Origin of the sequence: Streptomyces sp. NBC_01471 (assembly GCF_041438865.1) — a bacterium.
GTDB lineage: Bacteria > Actinomycetota > Actinomycetes > Streptomycetales > Streptomycetaceae > Streptomyces.
In genome coordinates this window covers 2,563,817-2,580,347 of record NZ_CP109450.1, presented here as the reverse complement: position 1 = coordinate 2,580,347, position 16,531 = coordinate 2,563,817, and the positions used below count along the sequence as shown (strand labels likewise).

Genomic DNA, 16,531 nt, shown 5'->3' with positions numbered 1-16,531 from the left:
AGGCACACGGAAGGGGCGCCCCCAGCCGCACACGGGGGGCGCCCCTTCCTGCTTGGTGTTCTCGCGGATCCAGTGGTGGATCCGGCCGGTCCTACTTGGCCCGGTCGAAGTCCACCGTGCTGTACGCGCGCAGCTTCGACAGCCGGTGCGTCGAGTCGATCTGACGGATCGTGCCCGACTTGGAGCGCATGACCAGCGACTGGGTCGTCGCGGTCTCGGCCCGGTAGCGCACCCCGCGCAGCAGTTCGCCGTCGGTGATGCCGGTGGCCACGAAGAACACGTTGTCGCCGCTGACCAGGTCGGTCGTGGAGAGCACCCGGTCCAGGTCGTGGCCCGCGTCGATGGCGCGCTGCCGCTCGGCGTCGTCCTTGGGCCACAGCTTGCCCTGGATCGTGCCGCCGAGGCACTTGATCGCGCAGGCGCTGATGATGCCCTCGGGCGTACCGCCGATGCCCATCAGCAGGTCGACGCCGGTCCCTTCCCGTACGGCCATGATCGAGCCGGCGACGTCGCCGTCCGAGATGAACTTGATCCGGGCGCCGGTCTCCCGGATCTCCTTGACGATGCCCTCGTGGCGGGGGCGGTCGAGGATGACCACCGTCACGTCCTCGGGCGAGGAGTGCTTCGCCTTGGCGACCCGGCGGATGTTGACCGAGACGGGGGCGTTGATGTCGACGAAGTCGGCGGCCTCGGGGCCGGTGACCAGTTTGTCCATGTAGAAGACCGCGGACGGGTCGAACATGGAGCCGCGGTCGGCGGCGGCCAGCACGGCGATGGCGTTCGGCATGCCCTTGGCGTTGAGCGTGGTGCCGTCGATCGGGTCGACGGCGATGTCGACCTCCGGGCCGGTGCCGTCGCCGATGTGCTCCCCGTTGAAGAGCATCGGGGCTTCGTCCTTCTCGCCCTCGCCGATGACGACGACGCCGTTCATCGAGACGGTGGAGACGAGCGTGCGCATCGCGTTGACCGCGGCACCGTCCGCGCCGATCTTGTCACCGCGCCCGACCCAACGGCCGGCGGCCATGGCGGCGGCCTCGGTGACCCGGACGAGCTCCAGGGCGAGGTTGCGGTCGGGGGCCTCCGGGGAGACCTCCAGCTGGGAAGGGAGATGATGCTCGGTCATCGGCACGCACCTTTCTGATACGACGACGGCCGTATGTAGAGGGTTCGTTCGATTCTATCGTCCGGTCGATAAAATGAGCACCGGGGCCGACGCATGAGCAGCACGGCCACCTGAGACCATGGGTCCGTGGCAGGTACGCGAAGCAAGCAGACAGTGCGCGGAATGATCCAGTCGATGGTGGTCATCCTGGCCGCCGTCGCCGTCATCTACGTGTTCGTTCCGCACGGTGGCACTTCGGAGCCGGTGAAGACGGTCGACTACCGCGTGGAACAGCTCACGGCGCAGCGCGCGGCGCCGTATCCGGTGCAGGCGCCGGTCGGGCTCCCGAAGGGGTGGAAGGCGACCTCGGTCTCGTACGCCCAGGGCAGCGGCCATGCGTGGCACCTGGGGTTCCTGGACCCGGAGGAGCAGTACGTCGCGGTGGAGCAGGGCACCGGGCCCTCGGACAGGTTCGTCGCGACGGTGAGCAAGGACGCGTCGAAGACCTCGCAGACGCAGCAGGTGGGCGGCGAGACCTGGCAGCGCTGGAAGGGCTCCAAGTACAACGCGCTCGTACGCCGTGAACACGGCTCGACGACGGCGGTGACGGGGACGGCGCCGTACGGACAGCTGGCACAGATGGCGGCAGCACTGAAGGCCGAGAAGCCGGAGAGTTCCGCGAGTTCCGCGAGTTCCGCGAAGTAGATCCGATGCCGTCGGCCGCTCGCTCACGGGGCGGGACGGCCGGACGGCAGGAAAAGGCCGCCGCACCCCAGGGGTGCGGCGGCCTCTTCCTGCGCCGTGCGTGCCGTGCGTGCCGTGAGCGAGCGCGGCTCAGACGGTGGTGATGACCTCGTCGAGCGAGAGGCGCGGGGAGCGCGGGAACCAGGCGTCCTCGCCCGGCTTGCCGATGTTGACGATCATCAGCGGGGTGTGGTCGTCGTCCAGGAACTCCTTCTGGACACCGGCGAAGTCGAAGCCCGTCATCGGGCCCGCGGCCAGGCCGGCGGCGCGCACGCCGACGATGAAGTAACCGGCCTGGAGGGTGCCGTTGAGGAGGGCGGCCTGCTCGCGGGCCGGGCGCTCGGAGAAGAACGCGTCCTTGGCCTGCGGGAAGTGCGGGAACAGCTGCGGGAGCTCCTCGTGGAACTCGTTGTCCGCGGAGAGGATCGCGACCAGCGGGGCGGCGGCGGTCTTCGGGCGGTTGCCCTCGGCCATGTGCTGCACCAGGCGCTCACGGGCCTCGGGGGAGCGGACCAGGGTGATGCGCAGCGGCGACTGGTTGAAGGCGGTCGGACCGTACTTGACCAGGTCGTAGATCGCCTGAACCTGCTCCTCGGTCACCGGCTCGTCGGTGAAGGTGTTCGCGGTGCGGGCCTCGCGGAAGAGGAGGTCCTGGGCGGCGGGGTCGAGAACGAGCGACATCTTTCGTACCTTCCGGACATGCGGTGGATCAAGGGATGCTCCGACTGTACGGCGAAGATGTATTAAGTTTCAACTAAATCCGCAGGGACGTGATCGGCCTCACAGGGTGCGGGCCGACGGGGGCCGCGACCGCCACCGCCTCGGTGACAGGGCTCGGGGGTCAGGGCGGGACCAAGGCCGAACAGGGCCTGTCGTTCGTACGGATCGCGCCGGGCGCTCTCACTCCTCGCCCGGTTCCGTACCTTCCGCCAGCGCCGCGTCCAGCCGGGCCCGCGCGCCCTCCAGCCAGCCGCGGCACACCTTGGCCAGCTCCTCCCCACGCTCCCACAGCGCCAGGGACTCCTCCAGGGTCGTCCCCCCGGTCTCCAGCCGCCGCACGACGTCGATCAGCTCGTCGCGCGCCTGCTCGTACCCGAGGGCCGTTCCATCCGTCTTCGCCTCTGCCATCTCATCCACCCTGATCTCATCCACCGTGAAACTTCAATCCTGGAGCTACTGAGCTACTGAGCTACTGAGCTGCCGAGCTACTGAGCTGCCGAGCTACTGAGCTCCGGGAACTACCGGAGTTGCTGGAGCTCCTGGTGCTAGTGGGGCTCCTCTGGCCCGTCCGGCTCCCCGGGTTCTCCGGGCTCCCGGGGCCCGCGGGGCTGCGGGGCCACCGTCACGCCCAGCTCGCCGCCCGCGACCCTCGCCCGCAGCGGCTCGCCGTCCGCGACCTCGCCGGGGGCGCGCACCACCGCGCCGGTCTCCCGCTGGAGCACCGCGTATCCCCGTTCCAGCGTCGCCGCCGGGGAGAGCGCGACGACGCGGGCGCGGGTGTGGGAGAGCTCCGAGTCCGCGCGGTCCAGCAGATGCCGCAGCGTCCGCCGGCTGCGCTCCACGAGGGCGTCGACGACTTCCTCGCGCTCCTCGACCATCCGCTGTGGCCGCTCCATGGACGGCCTGGCGAGCGCGGCGGCCAGCCCGCGCTGCTCCCGGTCGAGCAGCCCCTGCACGGTCCGCAGGGAGCGGTCCCGCAGCTGCCGTACGCGCTCCAGCTCCTCCCCGACGTCCGGTACGGCCTTCTTCGCCGCGTCCGTCGGTGTGGACGCCCGGACATCGGCCACCAGGTCGAGCAGGGGTGAGTCCGGCTCGTGGCCGATCGCCGACACCACCGGCGTACCGCACGCGGCCACTGCCCGGATCAGCTGCTCGTCCGAGAAGGGGAGCAGGTCCTCCACGCTGCCCCCGCCCCGCGCCACGATGATCACGTCCACCTCGGGGAGCCGGTCCAGCTCCTGCACGGCGTCGACCACCTGGGACACCGCGCGCACCCCCTGCACCGCCACATTGCGCACCTCGAACCGGACGGCGGGCCAGCGCCGCCGCGCGTTCTCCAGGACGTCCCGCTCCGCCGCGCTCGCGCGGCCGGTGACCAGGCCGATCAGCTGCGGCAGGAACGGAACGGGCCTCTTGCGGTCCAGGGCGAAGAGCCCCTCGGCGGCCAGTGTCCGCTTCAACTGCTCCAGCCGGGCGAGCAGTTCACCGATTCCCACCGGTTTGATCTCCACCGCCCGCAGCGACAGCTGGCCCCGTGGTGCGTACCACTCCGGCTTCGCGTGGACCACGACCCGCGCACCCTCCGACACCACATCGGCGACCGCGTCGAAGACCTGGCGGAAGCACGTCACGGACACCGAGATGTCGTACGAGGGGTCGCGCAGCGTCAGGAACACCACCCCGGCCCCCGGCCGGCGCGAGAGCTGGGTGATCTGCCCCTCGACCCACACCGCGCCGAGCCGGTCGATCCACCCCCCGATGAGCCGGGACACCTCGCCGACGGGCAGCGGCGCGTCCGCACTCGTATTCAGAGCCATGTACGCAGGTTAAGCGGTGCCACTGACAGCCCGCCCGCCCCGCGCGGCTCCGTACGGGGAGGCGCCGTACGGAGCCGCCCCGTACGGCTGCTGACCCGCGTACCCCTGCCCGACGGTCGACCGTCACACTTCACGCTCGGCACGCCTCACGCGGCACACCCCGCACCACTTCACACCTCGCGTTCGACGCGGCGGCCCCGCTGCACCCCGAACACCACGAGACCGGCCACCAGCCAGATCAGCCCGACCCACTGGGCGGCGCTCGTCGCCTCCACGATCACCGCGATCGTCACCGCCGCGCCCAGCACCGGCACCAGCACGTGCCGCCACCAGACCGGCGGCCCCGCCGCCTTCCGTACCGCGAACCAGCCCACCACCGACGCGTGCAGCAGCAGGAACGCGGTCAGCGCCCCGATGTCGACCACCGAGACCAGCCGGTCCAGACCGTCGTCGCGCCGCGCCGCCCACACCGCCGCGATCAGCGTCACCACCGCCGCGAGCAGCACCGCGACCCGCGGCACGCCGGACGGGCCGTCCACCTTGGACAGGACATGCGGCAGCCGCCGGTCGCGGCCCATCGCGAAGAGCAGCCGGCCCGCCGCCGCCTGGCCCGCCAAGGCGGCGAAGGCGGCGCCGATCGCCTTGCTCACCGCGACCAGGTCGTGCAGCCAGCTGCCGACCGACGCGTCCACCGTGTCGTAGAAGGCCGAGCCCTGGGCGACGGGCTTCGCGGCCAGCTGGGCGGACGACATGGGCTCCAGGACCGCCGCCAGATACGACTGCACGATGAAGAGCACACCCGCGAGCACCAGGCAGAACAGCACCGCCCGGGCGACCTTCGCCGACCCGCCGGTGACCTCCTCGGCGAACGAGGCGATGGCGTCGAAGCCCAGATACGACAGCACCGCGACGGACACCGCCCCGAGCACCGCCGTCAGCGAGAACCCCCCGTCGCCCGTGAACGGCGTCAGCCAGCCGCGCTGCGCGCCGTCCCGGACGAGCACCACGATCGCGGCCACCACGAACACCGCCAGGACCGCGATCTCCAGGGTGAGCACCGCGAAGCCGACCCGGGCCGCCGCCCGTACGCCCCACAGGTTCAGCGCCGTGGTCACCACCACGGCGATCGCGGTCCACACCCAGCGCGAGACAGAAGGCACCAGCGAGTTCATCGCGATCCCCGAGAAGAGGTACGCGACGGCCGGGATCAGCAGATAGTCGAGCATCGCCATCCACCCGGCGATGAACCCGGGCCCCTGGCCGAGCCCCTTGCGCGCGTACGCGAAGACCGAACCGGCCTGCGGGACGACCCGCACCATCTGGGCGTAACTGAACGCGGTGAAGGCCATCGCGATCGTCGCCGCGATGTAGACGAGCACGACCGCGCCGTGCGACTTGGCATCCAGGGTGCCGAAGATGCCGACCGGGGCCATCGGGGCAATGAAGAGCAGTCCGTACACCACCAGATCCCGGAATCCGAGATTTCGGTGCAGTTCCGGCGCCTTCACACCACTGTCCGGGGCCGTCTCGTCAGAAGTCATGGCATCAGTCTTCCCACAAGTGCGGATCCCGGTCCTCCTGACACGGCCTTACGATGGACCGCATGACTGCTACGCCCAGCCCGTCACCCGCCGCCACCCCGACCGGAGACGCCGCGCGAGGCAGCGGCGCCCGCCGCGTTCTGCTGGCCGCCCCGCGCGGGTACTGCGCGGGTGTGGACCGCGCCGTGATCGCCGTCGAGAAGGCCCTTGAGCAGTACGGCGCGCCGGTCTACGTCCGCAAGGAGATCGTCCACAACAAGTACGTCGTGCAGACGCTGGAGAAGAAGGGCGCCGTCTTCGTCGACGAGACGCAGGAAGTGCCCGAGGGCTCCATCGTCGTCTTCTCCGCGCACGGTGTCGCCCCCGTCGTCCACGACGAGGCCGCCCAGCGCAGCCTCGCCACCATCGACGCCACCTGCCCCCTGGTGACGAAGGTCCACAAGGAAGCCGTCCGCTTCGCGAACGACGACTACGACATCCTGCTGATCGGCCACGAGGGCCACGAGGAGGTCGTCGGCACGAGCGGTGAGGCACCCGAGCACATCACGCTGGTCGACGGCCCCGAGGACGTCGCCAACGTCAGCGTGCGCGACGAGTCGAAGGTCGTCTGGCTCTCCCAGACCACGCTCTCCGTGGACGAGACGATGGAGACGGTCGACGCGCTCAAGGAGAAGTTCCCGCAGCTGATCTCGCCGCCCAGCGACGACATCTGCTACGCCACGCAGAACCGCCAGACCGCGGTGAAGCAGATGGGCGCGGACGCCGACCTGGTCATCGTCGTCGGCTCCAAGAACTCGTCCAACTCGGTACGGCTGGTCGAGGTCGCCCTCGGCGCCGGTGCCCGCGCCTCCCACCTGGTGGACTTCGCGGACGAGCTGGACGAGGCCTGGCTGGAGGGCGTCACCACGGTCGGCGTCACCTCGGGCGCATCCGTCCCGGAGATCCTGGTCGACGGCGTACTGGAGTGGCTCGCCGCCCGGGGCTTCGGCGACGTGGAGATCGTGAAGGCGGCCGAGGAGTCGATCACCTTCTCGCTCCCCAAGGAGCTCCGCCGCGACCTGCGCGCCGAGGCCGCGGACCTGTCGGGCAAGTAGCCGCGGCGGGGCCGGGACGTCCGGGGGCTTTCACGCCCCCCGCGCCCCGGAAGCCGCTCCGGCAAGTGACGGAGGGCTCCACGCCGTAACGTGGAGTCATGCAGATCTTCGGTGTGGACATCGGCGGATCCGGGATCAAGGGCGCTCCCGTTGACCTGGACCGCGGAGACCTGGCGCAGGAGCGCCACAAAGTGCTGACCCCGCATCCGGCCACACCCGACGGTGTGGCGGACGGGGTCGCCGACGTCGTCAGGAACTTCGACTGGTCGGGGACGGTGGGGATCACCTTCCCCGGCGTGGTCACCGACGGCACGGTCCGTACCGCGGCCAATGTCGACAAGAGCTGGGTCGGCGTCGACGCGGCCAAGCTGATCGGCGGCAGACTCGGTCTCCCGGTGACCGTGCTGAACGACGCCGACGCCGCGGGCATCGCGGAGATGACCTTCGGAGCGGGCCGGGACCGCAAGGGCACGGTCATCCTGCTCACCTTCGGCACGGGTATCGGTTCGGCGGTCTTCCGCAACGGCGGCCTGGTCCCGAACACGGAACTGGGCCACCTCGAACTGCACGGCCACGATGCGGAGACGCGTGCGTCGACGAAGGCCAAGGAGGACGAGGACCTGAGCTGGCACCACTGGGCGCACCGGGTGCAGAAGTACCTGGAGCACGTGGAGATGCTGTTCTCGCCCGAGCTGTTCATCATCGGCGGCGGCGTGAGCCGCAAGGCCGACAAGTTCGTGCACCTGATCGAGGGGATCCGGGCCGAGATCGTGCCCGCCCAGCTGGAGAACAACGCGGGCATCGTGGGCGCGGCGATGGCGGCATCCAGCCGCTGAGCGCGGGGGCGGCGGGCTCTTCTGGTGGTGACGGCTGAGCGTGACGCCGGGGCCGGGGCCGGGGCGGTGGGACGGCGAGGTGAACAGGTGACTGGCCGCCGGGCAGGAGCGTCCCGTCCCGGCCCTGCCCAACCCACCCCAGTCCGACTCCCACCGTCCGTCCGCCGGGGAAGGCAGACCGGGTCAGCGGTAGCGGCGCCGGATCATCCGGATCTTCCGTACGGTGGCGATCACCCCGGCGATGAGCGTTCCGCCGTACAGCCAGCCGGCGTTCAGCGCCAGGGTCGTGATCACGGCGACGATGCGGCCACCGGCCCCACCGGTGCCACCGGCGATCGGCAGCGAGCCGAAGGCGAACGAGATCGGCACGCTGATCGGCGCGGTGACCAGGTCGGCGGGGCGCACCCAGAGAGCGGTCAGTGCCGCGACCGGCAGGAACAGCAGTCCGTACATCAGCGGCCCGCCGTCGAACAGCAGCGAGTCCAGGCAGCCGAGCAGGAACATCACCGCCGCACTGAAGATCCCACCGCCGAGACCGGTCAGCCGGGGGTTGGGGAACCGGCGCACCGCGATCACCGCCGACGGCGCCGGGCGGGCGGCCCGCACCGGGGCCGCCCGGTAGACGGCCGCCGGCGCGGACGCCGCGATGCTGCTCTCGGAAGGACCGTCGGCCTGAGTCGTACGAATCCTGGGTCGCTGCTCCACGTAACCAAAGTAGGTCGCAAGGTGGGAGGAATCCGGCGTTGGACACGCGCTTTGGGCGAGCTTGGCGATCAGTTCGACGAGACGGGGCGCCGGGACCCGTACGACACGCCCGTAAACTGGGGGATCGGCCCACCCCCGGGCCGGTACATCAGCTCTCGCTACGGGAAGTCGCCAACGTGTCGCTCACGATCGGAATCGTCGGTCTGCCGAATGTCGGCAAGTCGACCCTGTTCAACGCCCTGACCAAGAACGACGTGCTGGCGGCCAACTACCCGTTCGCCACCATCGAGCCGAACGTCGGTGTCGTCGGTGTCCCCGACAGCCGTCTCGCGGTGCTGGGCGAGCTCTTCAGCTCGCAGAAGGTCATCCCGGCGACCGTCGACTTCGTCGACATCGCGGGCATCGTCCGGGGCGCGAGCGAGGGCGAGGGGCTCGGCAACAAGTTCCTGGCCAACATCCGTGAGTCCGATGCGATCTGCCAGGTCATCCGGGCCTTCAAGGACGAGAACGTCGTCCATGTCGACGGCAAGGTCTCGCCCAAGGACGACATCGAGACGATCAACACCGAGCTGATCCTCGCCGACCTCCAGTCGGTGGAGAAGGCGGTCCCGCGCCTCCAGAAGGAGTCCCGCCTCCAGAAGGAGAAGGTCGCGGTGCTGGCGGCCGTCGAGGAGGCCCAGAAGATCCTCGAAGCGGGCACCACGCTCTTCGCGGCGGGCATCACGGCCAACACCGAGAAGGGCCGCCTCCTCCACGAGCTGCACCTGCTCACCACCAAGCCCTTCCTGTACGTCTTCAACGTCGACGAGGACGAGCTGGTCGACGAGGACTTCAAGAACGAGCAGCGCGCCCTGGTCGCCCCGGCGGAGGCGATCTTCCTCAACGCCAAGATCGAGTCCGAGCTGATCGAGCTGGACGACGCGGAGGCGCTGGAACTCCTCCAGTCGATGGGCCAGGAGGAGCCCGGCCTGGCCACTCTGGGCCGCGTCGGCTTCGCCACGCTGGGCCTCCAGACCTACCTGACGGCCGGCCCGAAGGAGTCCCGCGCCTGGACGATCAAGAAGGGCGCCACGGCCCCGGAGGCGGCCGGTGTGATCCACACCGACTTCCAGAAGGGCTTCATCAAGGCCGAGGTCATCTCCTTCGCCGACCTGGTCGACATGGGCTCGGTGGCCGAGGCGCGCGCCAAGGGCAAGGCCCGGATGGAGGGCAAGGAGTACGTGATGCAGGACGGGGACGTGGTGGAGTTCCGGTTCAATGTCTGAGCGGATGAAATAGCACCACGTTGGCAGACTGGTGAACGAGCAGGTCAAATGGGGTCGACTCTCCTTGGAGTCGGCCCCTTGCTGTCTTTCCCGTACTGGGATGGAGCTGGGAGGTCTGACTCTCCAACAGCCACTCGACCCCGCTGGAGGACGTCAAGAGTGGTACGTTATTACGTACCACTTGAGGGAAAGGGGCAGGTCATGTCGATAACCGCGAGTGAAGCCCGCAAGGGGCTCTTCCCGCTGATCAAGAAGGTCAACGACGATCACGAGGCTATCGAGATCGTCTCCAAGCACGGCAATGCCGTGCTCGTCTCGGCCGAGGACTATGCGGCGCTGCGCGAAGGTTCGTATCTGCTCCGTTCGCCGGCGAACGCACGTCGGCTCCTCAAGGCGTACGAGAACGCTCTGGGCAACATGAATGTGTCGGAACGTGAGCTGATCGATCCGGACGCGGACCCCGGAGCGGGTGCTGCGTGAGGCTTGTCTTCGAGGACCAGGGCTGGGAGGACTACACGTCCTGGCTCAAGAACGACCGCAAGATGCTCACTCGGATCAACAAGCTCATCGAGGACGTCAAGCGTGATCCCTTCACGGGGATCGGCAAGCCCGAGCCACTCAAGTACCACTTGCCTGGGGCGTGGTCGAGGCGGATCGATGACGAGCATCGTCTCGTCTACTTGGTCACGGACAAAGAGATCGTGATCCTGGCGGCTCGTTACCACTACTGAGTGCTGCACTGGGCCCAGCGCTACCCGGCATGGGGACCGACGCTGGTGATCAGGGAAGCAGAGGTGGCGGCGAGTGCGCGGGCGAGCCCCCGTGCCGGTCGCTCCTGAGAACCGCTCCAGAAGGGCTGTCAGTTCCCGTTCGCGGCCACGCACACCAGCCGCATAAGGAACATCGCGGAACAGGGCTCGGCCCGGCCCCGGTCGCTCACTTGCCGGCGCTGCTGGGGCGACCCGAAGCCCCTGTAACAGCCCTGGGAGCTCGTTCAGCCGAACCGTACGTCGGTTGAGCCGACGATCGCCGGACCACTGAAACATCTTCACGAACAGTGCGTCGACAGTGCTGTCGACCTCGCTGGCTGCCATGGCGATGGGAGACAGGCGAAGCAGCTCCAGCCGAGCCTGGTCGAGGATCTGTTCCCACGGGCCGCGCCGGGTCTCGAGCTCCAGTCGACGTAGGAGCGGGTGATCCTCGACGGACAAGGTGATGGCGTTTTGAAGCTCCACACATTCGGCCGACCACTGCTGCGCGTTGTGCACGGCGCGAGCCCGAGCTGCCGCTTCCTTCACGGCCTGCCCGGATGCGTTCACCGGGGCGTCTGACAGGAAACGCAGTACCGCGTACCGCAAGGGTCGGCCTCTCCCCATCGACGGGCGAGCCGGATCAGGTCGGGGCCGGACCACGAACCCGGCTCGACACGGGTCTTGGCTTGCGCCAGCAAGAGTGGCTGCCCCTGCGCATCGCGCACCTCGAAGTCGATGGCCTCGTCGGCCCCTTCCACCCGGAAAGTGTGGGCCTCCGGATACTGCTCTGGCGCACGAATCAGCTGCAAAATGGCGCACGCTGTCTGGAGCTCATGCCACGTGCTGTATCGACCCCACCCACGTCCGATCCGCCCCTCGATACTTGATCTGCTTCAGCATGCCGGACCTCACCGGCAGTCGTGCCTTGGATCTTCGAATCGACAGGTACGCAGCGGAGGAGGGGAGGTGTACGGCCCCGATCATGCCGGCCAACCCTCCCCGCCGCGGTGTGCGGTGAAGGGGATCCCCGGAGAGCCGACCGCCTACCGGATCAGCTCCCTTGCTCGTCCTCCTCGTCCTTCTCGTCCTCCTCGTCCTCCTCGTCCTTCTCGTCCCGTGCGCGAGGCGCGGCGGGCCGGTGCGGGCTGTGCGACCTGTCCCAGAAGCGCGGAGATGTCTTGTCGTCCTCGTTCGTCTTCCACCAGTCTTGGTTCCGCTCGCCCCTGCCGCTCTCCGCCGACCCCGGCGTGAACGTGCCCGGGCCCGCGTCGGTATCCGGGTCCGCGGCTGCGGCCGCGTCGGTGAATGGCGAGCCCTCGGGGGCTGGGAAGCCCGGCGACCAGGGCCCCGTGGCGTCGCCCTCGCCCGAAGTCCCATCCTCCGGCCCCTCGCCCTCACTCGCGTCCTCGTCGGGGGTCGGGAGAAGGGTCCGCCTGATCTCCGCGGCGGCCTCGTCCAGCCCGGCCGCTTCCAGGCTCCGCACCACACGGTGCACGAACACCGTGTACTCGTCCATGTCCGGCTTCAGGTCCAGCGCTGCCAGCAACAGGAGCAGCCGATCCGAGACCCCTACTTCCTCCTCACGGTCGAACATCCCTTCTTCCTGGCCGGCCCCGCCCCACTGCGGGCCCCCGACGGTCGCCTCGCTCCGCGCGCCCACGGGCGGGACGAGCAGGTGGCGGAAGAGTTCGGGCACCTCCTCGTCGTTGGCCGCTGCCGCGACCTGGGCGAGCGGGCCGATCATGTCGACCGCCTTCTCGATCTCGTTCTCGTGGCGGGCGAGCCACCACACCACCGCGCTGCCCGCGCTCTTGAGCACGTCGTCACCCAGGTAGTTCCGCTTGTTGCGCTCATGCTGACGCTCGTACTCCCAGATCTCCTCGTCCTTGCGAAGGTCTTGCAACTTCCGCAGGCGCTCGCGGTCGGCGGGGGCGAGGGCCAGCGTCACACCGGCCGCGAGGGCCTTCACCCGTCCGCTGCGGTCCGGGAGCGGGACGCCCAACTCCCCCTCCAAGAGGTACCCCGCGAAGCTCGCCCGGCCGGGCTCCTCACGGCGGACGACCTCAGTGCCCGGCTGACGATCGAGGACGCGGCGAGGGCCGGAAAGGCGCCGTCGGACCGGTCGGCGCGGTCGGGGACCGGCCTCCACCACACGGAGGCGGAGAAGAGGAAGTCGTAGCTTCGACCCTGACGGGGGCAGGCCGGAACCCGCCGACATGGCCCGGACGCTCTACGACTGGGAGGACGCGACCATGGTCGCGGCCCCCGAAGTCACCTTCCCCGAACTGCCCTCCGGTCCGTCGGTCCGGGTCCGGGGCACCTTCCGCAAGAATCGCCGCCGGCTGTTCGGGCGCCGGATGGCCGAGTTCATCCGGTACGCGATCTACTCGCCGGACGTCGGCTGCCTCGTCATCATGACGGCGATAGGGAGCAAGCTCGCCGTCGACGAGGTGGCGGCTCCGTGAACGTCATCGCCCGGCAACTGGAGATCGGGAGCGGCGAGACGGCGGCGGAGGGGGGCACGGCACAGTGAAGACCGCGGGCGGATTTCCGGGTGGGTGGTTCAGCGGATCGCCACCGGGCTGACGGGGGAGCCGACGCCGCCCGTGATGCGGAGGGCCGTGGCCGTGAGGAAGAAGTCCCACGTGTTGTCGGCGCGGCAGGCTGCCGCGAGTTCCTCGAAGTTCCACATCTCGCCGAGCATCATGCCCATGTCCCTGATCAGGATGGCGTGCAGGGGTATGTCGCCGTCGGTGCCCGGCAGGACCTCGACTCCCCAGTTGTCGGATGCCACCATCGCCAGTTCGCGGTCGTGGATCCAGGTCGCGCACTCCGGTGCGAGTCCGGGCTCGGCGTCCAGCCAGCCGTCCCAGCCCTCGGTGAGCCCCTTGCGCATCCAGCCGGTGCGGACGAGCAGGGCGTCGCCGCTCCCGAGCCGCGATCCGCCGGCTTCCTCGCCGCGTTCCAGATCGGCCACCGTGATGGCACGGCCGGGCTCCAGCCACGGTCCGCCGTCGAGGGAGGCGAGGTCGAGGAGGACGCCGCGGCCGGTGAAGCCGGGGAGCGTCGCGTCGATGGAGTTGCGGGTCGCCCCGCGGGCCGGGGTGACCGCGTCGACCGGCACGCCGTTGTAGAAGGCGCCGTCGTAACCGACGTGGGTGAGGCCGTCGAGTTGGGTGCCGGACTGGAGCGGCATGGCGATGAAGTCGTCGCTGATGACGACGCCCTCGGGTGCGGTGAAGTCGTGCGGCGTGACCGTCATGGTGTGTACGGGGTTGATCCGCCGCATCCAGCCGGTCTGCGGCCCGCCGGCACCCACGGGGATGCTCAGCTCGTACCGTCGGCCGGTCCGCACGGCGTTGACGGCCTGCCTCACCGTGTCCGGCGTCACGAAGTTGAGGGTGCCCCTCTCGTCCTCGTCGCCCCAGCGTCCCCAGTTGGACAGTTTCCGGCCGGTCTCTTTGAACGCGTATTCAGCCATGTCGTGCCTTTCTCGTCGAGGGCGGCGCCGGGGCGGCGGCGTCGGGTGGCGGTTCGGTCGCCGGGCCCCGGAGGTCTCCGGAGCGGGTCCGTGGGACTGCCTCGGTTCCGGTGCGCCGGCTGCGCTCCTCAAGGCGACGTCGGTGCACTCATTGCACTCTCGGTCGTGAGGGTACTCTGAGGGTGCAATGAGTGCAAAGGCCCGGCTGGGCGACCCCGATACGTCGACAGGACAGAAGCTGTGACTGAACCCCGGCGACAGCCAGTGAGCCAGCGCGAGAACCGGAAGCGGGCGACGGCCGCGCGGCTGCGTGACTCGGCGACCAAGCTGGCCGGCCGCCGGGGGACGGACCGGGTCACCATCGACGACATCTGCGCCGACGCGGGAGTCTCCCGGCGCACGTTCTTCAACCACTTCGCGACCAAGGACGAGGTCTTCCTCGCCTGGGACGCTTCCGACGACGCCTACCTCACCGGCCTCATCGTGGACCGGCCCCGGTCCGAGAGTGCCGTGCGGGCCGCGTTGTGCGCCATGACCATCACCGCTTTCCCGCCCGAGCCCGGCAGTCGGGCCACCGTCGTCCGGGAGGTCATGGCGAACCATCCGGACGTGGCCGCGCAGGCCACCCAGCTCACGCGCAAGGTCGTCCGGGCCGTCGAGGCGGGCATCGCCGAGCGCCTCGGCCTGCCCGCCGACGCCCATGCCGTGCGGCTCGGCGCCGTAACCGCCGTCGCCGCGCTCACTGTCACCATGAACCCCTCGGACCCCGACGAAGCCGCGCGGCAGCGGCTCCTGGAAGAGACCTGTCGCATCCTGGACCAGGGGTTCATGACCGTCGAGCCCTGAGGGGGGGGCAGGTATCGCCGGGGCGGCGAGCGCCAGGAGGCGCGTGCCCCGGAGGGGCGGCCGGCCCAGCCGTCCCGGCTGTCGGCGTCGTCCCCGCCGTCGTCCCCGAAGTCCGCTCAGCCCCGCAGGTCCACCTCGTGCGGGCCGTTGAATGCCGCCAGGCACCGTACGGTCCGGGGGGTGCGCAGTCCGTCGTGTCCGGTGAAGAGCTTGCGGGCTTCCTCGTACCGGACCTCGTTGCCCGCCACCCGTGCCACCTCGTCGTACAGGTCGCGGATCGCGTCCGTCATGCCCTCGTCGTCCTCCGCGCCCACTCCCCAGATGTCCCACAGCAGCGTCTCGGTGCGGTTGAGTGCCGCGAGGTCCAGCCGTACGTTGCCCGCCACGAACCACGCGCCCGTCAGTTCGGCCCCGGGGATCAGCAGGCCGAACGTCTTCGGGTCGGCCTCGCCCGCGCGGATCGACCGCCATGCCTCGCCCGCGACCAGGAAGCGGTCGCGCGGAACGTCCATCGGGTCGAACGGCACCGCGTAACGCGCCGCGACCGCCGGGTCGGTGAGTTCCGCGTCGGCGAGCAGCCAGCCCCGCCGTGCGTCCCGGTGTTCGGTGACGACATGGTCGCGGTGGAAGCTGACCACACATTCGATTACGGGGTCGGTGGGCCCACCGTGCCAAATTTCCCCGCCTGGTGTCCAGGCTTCTGCGGGAGCCCCCGGCGGGCCGCCCGCTCCAGCGAGTGCAGCGCGAACAGCAGGACGCCGATGTCGTCCAGGTAGACCGGGTCGGGAAGCAGGTCCACCGGGCTGATGGTGTAGATCAGCGCGCCCCAGAAGGCGAGCTTGTTCTGGAGGGGGATGCCCGCCTCGCGCAGGAAGCGCCGGGCGCGGAAGAGGCGTACGGCGAGGACGACCGTGAGGGCCAGCGTCGCCAGGAGCACGAGCGCGATGACCACCAGCAGCGCTTTCGAGTCGAAGTCCATGGGTGTACGGGTACCCGGCGGCCGGACCGCCACGCTGAACCTCGCTGGGCTGCACCCGCTCCGCCCGGGGGTGGTGGCAGGGCGGTGGAGTAGTTGGGCAGGGCAACTTGCAAGGCTTCCTGTCTATCTCTTACCGTGGCCGTCATGGCCAGCTCCCACGACGAACCCAGCCCCGAGCAGATCGCCGCCGAACTCGCGGTCGTTCTCGGACGCGTGGCGCGGCGGCTGCGGCGGACGTCTCCCGGCCTGGAGCTGACGCACTCGCAGCGGTCGGCCCTCTCCCTGCTGGACCGGGAGGGGCCGATGACCACGGCCGCGCTGGCCCGCGCCGAACTGGTCAGGCCGCAGTCCATGCGGCTGACCGTCGCCGCACTGGAGGGCCGGGACCTGGTCGAGCGTGTCCCCGACCCGACGGACGGACGCCAGTCCGTCATGTCGGTCACCGATCTCGGCCGCCGCACGCTCGAAGGCGTACGCGCCGACAAGCAGGGCTGGCTCGCGCTCGCCATCGGCGACGAACTCGACACGGCGGAGCGGCGCACGCTCACCGACGCCGTCGCGCTGCTCGAACGGCTGGTGCAGAGGTGACCGATGCGGAATCCGAAACGGATATAGCCACGGCCACCGGTACGGAGACGGATCCGGGTAC

19 protein-coding genes are annotated in these 16,531 nt (G+C 69.8%); 9 read left to right on the top strand and 10 right to left on the bottom strand.

Annotated elements, in window-relative coordinates; genetic code table 11:
- Positions 1 to 91: 91 nt before the first annotated feature.
- Positions 92 to 1,123 carry a class II fructose-bisphosphatase gene (glpX, locus tag OG285_RS11125; RefSeq protein ID WP_266853617.1) on the bottom strand — a complete coding sequence of 344 codons (1,032 nt, stop codon included), beginning with the start codon at positions 1,121 to 1,123 and terminating at the stop codon, positions 92 to 94.
- A gap of 126 nt (positions 1,124 to 1,249) precedes the next feature.
- Here glpX and OG285_RS11120 point away from each other — a divergent pair, with 126 nt between their 5' ends.
- Positions 1,250 to 1,807, top strand: coding sequence for a DUF4245 domain-containing protein (locus OG285_RS11120; RefSeq protein ID WP_371790872.1), 558 nt, complete (start codon positions 1,250 to 1,252; stop codon positions 1,805 to 1,807).
- A gap of 129 nt (positions 1,808 to 1,936) precedes the next feature.
- Here the strand turns inward: OG285_RS11120 and OG285_RS11115 are convergent, their stop codons facing one another.
- The 4 genes from OG285_RS11115 to OG285_RS11100 all read right to left on the bottom strand — a co-directional run bounded on the left by OG285_RS11115 (position 1,937) and on the right by OG285_RS11100 (position 5,924).
- Positions 1,937 to 2,527 carry a malonic semialdehyde reductase gene (locus OG285_RS11115; protein ID WP_328319403.1) on the bottom strand — a complete coding sequence of 197 codons (591 nt, stop codon included), beginning with the start codon at positions 2,525 to 2,527 and terminating at the stop codon, positions 1,937 to 1,939.
- Between the two features lie 219 nt (positions 2,528 to 2,746).
- On the bottom strand, positions 2,747 to 2,974 hold the full coding sequence (locus tag OG285_RS11110; RefSeq protein WP_356827385.1) for an exodeoxyribonuclease VII small subunit: 228 nt from the start codon (positions 2,972 to 2,974) through the stop codon (positions 2,747 to 2,749).
- Positions 2,975 to 3,111: 137 nt separating this feature from the next.
- Positions 3,112 to 4,383, bottom strand: coding sequence for an exodeoxyribonuclease VII large subunit (gene xseA, locus OG285_RS11105; protein ID WP_356827384.1), 1,272 nt, complete (start codon positions 4,381 to 4,383; stop codon positions 3,112 to 3,114).
- A gap of 170 nt (positions 4,384 to 4,553) precedes the next feature.
- Positions 4,554 to 5,924, bottom strand: coding sequence for an APC family permease (locus OG285_RS11100; protein WP_356827383.1), 1,371 nt, complete (start codon positions 5,922 to 5,924; stop codon positions 4,554 to 4,556).
- Positions 5,925 to 5,986: 62 nt separating this feature from the next.
- Here OG285_RS11100 and OG285_RS11095 point away from each other — a divergent pair, with 62 nt between their 5' ends.
- Both OG285_RS11095 and ppgK read left to right on the top strand, forming a co-directional pair.
- Positions 5,987 to 7,018 carry a 4-hydroxy-3-methylbut-2-enyl diphosphate reductase gene (locus tag OG285_RS11095; protein WP_371790871.1) on the top strand — a complete coding sequence of 344 codons (1,032 nt, stop codon included), beginning with the start codon at positions 5,987 to 5,989 and terminating at the stop codon, positions 7,016 to 7,018.
- Positions 7,019 to 7,116: 98 nt separating this feature from the next.
- Positions 7,117 to 7,854 (top strand): polyphosphate--glucose phosphotransferase, encoded by a 738-nt coding sequence (ppgK, locus tag OG285_RS11090; RefSeq protein WP_356827381.1) that lies wholly within the window; start codon positions 7,117 to 7,119, stop codon positions 7,852 to 7,854.
- Positions 7,855 to 8,037: 183 nt separating this feature from the next.
- Here the strand turns inward: ppgK and OG285_RS11085 are convergent, their stop codons facing one another.
- Positions 8,038 to 8,502 (bottom strand): DUF6542 domain-containing protein, encoded by a 465-nt coding sequence (locus OG285_RS11085; RefSeq protein WP_371793502.1) that lies wholly within the window; start codon positions 8,500 to 8,502, stop codon positions 8,038 to 8,040.
- 233 nt (positions 8,503 to 8,735) lie between these two features.
- Here OG285_RS11085 and ychF point away from each other — a divergent pair, with 233 nt between their 5' ends.
- From ychF to OG285_RS11070, 3 genes are all read left to right on the top strand, one after another.
- The gene (gene ychF, locus OG285_RS11080; protein WP_356827380.1) at positions 8,736 to 9,824 is read left to right on the top strand and encodes a redox-regulated ATPase YchF; all 1,089 of its coding nucleotides are present in this window, start codon (positions 8,736 to 8,738) and stop codon (positions 9,822 to 9,824) included.
- Between the two features lie 201 nt (positions 9,825 to 10,025).
- Positions 10,026 to 10,304 carry a type II toxin-antitoxin system prevent-host-death family antitoxin gene (locus OG285_RS11075; protein WP_356827379.1) on the top strand — a complete coding sequence of 93 codons (279 nt, stop codon included), beginning with the start codon at positions 10,026 to 10,028 and terminating at the stop codon, positions 10,302 to 10,304.
- Positions 10,301 to 10,555, top strand: coding sequence for a Txe/YoeB family addiction module toxin (locus OG285_RS11070; protein ID WP_266508211.1), 255 nt, complete (start codon positions 10,301 to 10,303; stop codon positions 10,553 to 10,555). The genes OG285_RS11075 and OG285_RS11070 overlap by 4 nt, the downstream gene beginning before the upstream one ends.
- A 1,072-nt stretch (positions 10,556 to 11,627) precedes the next feature.
- On the opposite strand, the gene OG285_RS11065 is transcribed toward OG285_RS11070, so the two are convergent.
- Positions 11,628 to 12,578: a hypothetical protein gene (locus tag OG285_RS11065; RefSeq protein WP_371790870.1), complete on the bottom strand. Its 951-nt coding sequence runs from the start codon at positions 12,576 to 12,578 to the stop codon at positions 11,628 to 11,630.
- 214 nt (positions 12,579 to 12,792) lie between these two features.
- Between OG285_RS11065 and OG285_RS11060 the strand changes: the two genes are divergently transcribed.
- The gene (locus OG285_RS11060; protein ID WP_356827376.1) at positions 12,793 to 13,041 is read left to right on the top strand and encodes a hypothetical protein; all 249 of its coding nucleotides are present in this window, start codon (positions 12,793 to 12,795) and stop codon (positions 13,039 to 13,041) included.
- A 98-nt stretch (positions 13,042 to 13,139) separates the two neighbouring features.
- On the opposite strand, the gene OG285_RS11055 is transcribed toward OG285_RS11060, so the two are convergent.
- Complete coding sequence (locus tag OG285_RS11055; RefSeq protein WP_371790869.1) at positions 13,140 to 14,057, bottom strand: cyclase family protein; 918 nt, start codon at positions 14,055 to 14,057, stop codon at positions 13,140 to 13,142.
- 240 nt (positions 14,058 to 14,297) lie between these two features.
- On the opposite strand from OG285_RS11055, the gene OG285_RS11050 reads away from it, so the two are divergent.
- Positions 14,298 to 14,903: a TetR/AcrR family transcriptional regulator gene (locus tag OG285_RS11050; protein WP_371790868.1), complete on the top strand. Its 606-nt coding sequence runs from the start codon at positions 14,298 to 14,300 to the stop codon at positions 14,901 to 14,903.
- Positions 14,904 to 15,019: 116 nt separating this feature from the next.
- On the opposite strand, the gene OG285_RS11045 is transcribed toward OG285_RS11050, so the two are convergent.
- Complete coding sequence (locus tag OG285_RS11045; protein WP_371790867.1) at positions 15,020 to 15,541, bottom strand: hypothetical protein; 522 nt, start codon at positions 15,539 to 15,541, stop codon at positions 15,020 to 15,022.
- Between the two features lie 8 nt (positions 15,542 to 15,549).
- A complete protein-coding gene (locus OG285_RS11040) occupies positions 15,550 to 15,882 on the bottom strand; it encodes a YkvA family protein (RefSeq protein WP_371790866.1) in 333 nt (110 codons plus the stop codon).
- 144 nt (positions 15,883 to 16,026) lie between these two features.
- On the opposite strand from OG285_RS11040, the gene OG285_RS11035 reads away from it, so the two are divergent.
- On the top strand, positions 16,027 to 16,470 hold the full coding sequence (locus OG285_RS11035) for a MarR family winged helix-turn-helix transcriptional regulator (RefSeq protein WP_371790865.1): 444 nt from the start codon (positions 16,027 to 16,029) through the stop codon (positions 16,468 to 16,470).
- The last annotated feature ends 61 nt before the right edge of the window (positions 16,471 to 16,531 follow it).